This is a genomic window from Streptomyces sp. NPDC059900 (assembly GCF_050270335.1).
Lineage (GTDB): Bacteria > Actinomycetota > Actinomycetes > Streptomycetales > Streptomycetaceae > Streptomyces.
On the sequence record NZ_JBNNJZ010000878.1, the window covers coordinates 1 to 2,443 of the forward strand.

2 protein-coding genes and 2 pseudogenes are annotated in these 2,443 nt (G+C 71.8%); all 4 read right to left on the minus strand.

All coding sequences use genetic code 11. The annotated features are described in order from the left end of the window. A pseudogene (locus tag ACQKIP_RS45215) lies at positions 1-264 on the minus strand (Cys-tRNA(Pro) deacylase); the annotation flags it as partial. 33 nt (positions 265-297) lie between these two features. Further along, complete coding sequence (locus tag ACQKIP_RS45220; RefSeq protein ID WP_365852857.1) at positions 298-1,038, minus strand: LON peptidase substrate-binding domain-containing protein; 741 nt, start codon at positions 1,036-1,038, stop codon at positions 298-300. 11 nt (positions 1,039-1,049) lie between these two features. After that, the gene (locus ACQKIP_RS45225; RefSeq protein ID WP_365852859.1) at positions 1,050-2,057 is read right to left on the minus strand and encodes a hypothetical protein; all 1,008 of its coding nucleotides are present in this window, start codon (positions 2,055-2,057) and stop codon (positions 1,050-1,052) included. Positions 2,058-2,171: 114 nt separating this feature from the next. Next, positions 2,172-2,443 (minus strand): annotated as a pseudogene (locus ACQKIP_RS45230) (oxidoreductase); the annotation flags it as partial.

The window sequence follows — 2,443 nt, forward strand, 5'->3', positions numbered from 1 at the left end:
GGCCAGGGCCTTGAGATCCAGGGTGCCCGCCACGGGGACCACGGCGACCGTCAGATCGCCGTCGACCTCGGCGACCAGGGTCTTGAAGACCCGGTCGGGCGAGACGCCCATGGCCTGCGCCGCCTCCTCGCCGTACGAGGGGTGCGCGGGGTCGTGTTCGTAGGCGTGGACCGTGTACTGCGCGCCCGCCGCCGCGAGGGCGACCGTCGCGGGGGTGCCGCCCGTGCCCGCCTGCTTCTGCTGCTTCTTCTGCTTCTTCGCCAAAGCGCTCGCGCCTTACGTCAGTTGCGGCTCGGGTCAGTTGAGGCTCGTGGTGCCGCGCGTGAGGTCCGTCGCGGGCAGCGACGGCAGATTACGGATGATCGCGGTCTCGGCGCGCAGGACCTTCAGTTCGTCGTGCAGGCGCGAGGCGGTGTCCGGGGACTCCAGGAGCCGCTGCTTCGTGGGGGTGTCCAGGACGGCGGCCGCCGCGACGAGATACGACACCACGGACGGGTCGTCCGGCAGGTCGGCGCCCGTGGACAGGGACCGCTCGCGTGCCCCGGCCAGACGCTTCTGGTAGGAGCGAAAGGCCCGCAGGACGCCCTCGGCAAGCGCGCCTGCCTCCTCGCCCGGATCCTCCGGCAGCTCCTCGACCTCCGCGGTCAGGAAGGCGCCCGAGGCGTCCACCGAGTGCAGGCGCACGCGTGAGGTACCGGTGGCCAGGACCTCGAAGCCGCCGTCGGCCCGCTCTCTGATCGTCGCCGCGTCCGCGATGCAGCCCACCGCGTGAAAGGCCTTGAGCGGGTCGTCGCCGAAGCCGGCGGCCGGCCCCTGCTCGGGCTGCGCGGTGGGGTCCGGGAGGCCGGGCGCGCTCGGCGCCACCTCCAGGCCGTCGCGGATCGCGACGACGGCGAAGAGGCGCTGCTCCTCTTCGGGGGTCTTGAGCAGATCGCGCATCATGGCGCGATAACGCTCCTCGAACACGTTCAGCGGGAGCACGAGACCCGGGAACAGCACCGAGTTGAGCGGGAAGAGCGGAAGCCGGACGGTGGTCACGAGCCTGAAGCCTAATGGTCGTCCGGGTCCCGGTGTCCGCCACCGGTGCGCAGCGGGGTCTTCGAGGCCACCTCGATGCGGATGCCGTCGCGCAGTTCCAGGAACTGGCCGAGCGGATCGTCGGACATCCGGTCCCAGGGGAAGGACGTCGCGTGGGGCCCGATGAGGCGCATCTGTTCGAGCGCATCGTGCCAGCGCTCCAGGCGCACGAGGACGTACGCGAGGACGTTGCGGACCTCCGCGGGCCAGGGGTCCCCGGCCTCGTACTCACGGGAGAGGGCGATGCCGAGGTCGGCCGCGGCGTCCAGGCGCTCGCGCGGCACGCTTCCCGACGCGCTGGTGAGATACGCGAAGGCGGCCCGCGCGGGCAGCGCCTGGATCAGCGAGCCGGGCAGTGCGTCGCGCGCGGCCTGCTCGGCGAAGTCGAAGCACTGGCGGTGCGAGCCGTACCAGGCGGCCGAGAGGTACTGGAGTGCCGAGGCGTGCCAGCCGTAGTGGTGCGAGGAGCGGTGCACCGCCTCGGCCCGGATCGCGTCGAAGACCGAGTGCGGCGCATGGGTGCCGCGCGCGTGGTCCAGGGCGATCCGCCAGGGCACGGGGTCGCGCGGGTCGGCCTCGGCGGCGGCGGTGATCAGCGGCGTCGTCTCGCGCAGCAGCTCGGCGTGGGCCGGCGACTCCCAGCCGCGGACCACCGCGAGCTCCGCCTTGACGAGCAGCGCGTCCGGATCGTGCGGGGCCGCGCACTGCCAGTCGTCGAACCACTCGGGGCGGGAGCGGGCGAAGGCGGCGAGGCGTGTGGTGTAGCGGTCGCGGTTCTCCCACTCGTTGTCCTCGCGGGTCATGGCGAGGAGTTTGGCCGCGGGGCCGTAGTCGCCGCGGCCCGCGGCGACGAGCGCGGGGCCGAGCCGGTCGTCGGGTGCGTCGAGGAGCACCTCGTCGTCGGGGGTCATCCCGGCGGCGAGGAGCGGTGTGTTCCTGACCATGCGTGCGGTGCGGATCAGGGCGCGCAGGAAAGCCATCGTGTGGATATTGAAAACCGCAGGTCGGGGCAGTGCCAGAGGAGGGCCGGTGAAGCTTTCGCATCGATCGTCCGGTTGCCTGACATATGGTCAAGGGATGGTAAAATCTCGCCTTCAGTTCCTGCGCAGCAGCCTCGTCGCCCCCGCCGCGACGGTCGTCGCGAGGACCCAGCCGAGCAGGATGAGGATCGCCGCGAACCACTGCCAGCCGCCGCTCAGCTGCCAGTAACTGTCCTGGCCGAGATTGATCACCGGGAGCAGCAGGTCGAGGGAGAAGAGCGCGGGGTTCCAGTTCGGGTGCTCGCCCGGTTTGATCGCCGGATGCTCGGAGTGCGCGAACGCCACCGCGCTCACCGCCCAGAGCACCGCCATCCAGAGGGCGGCCC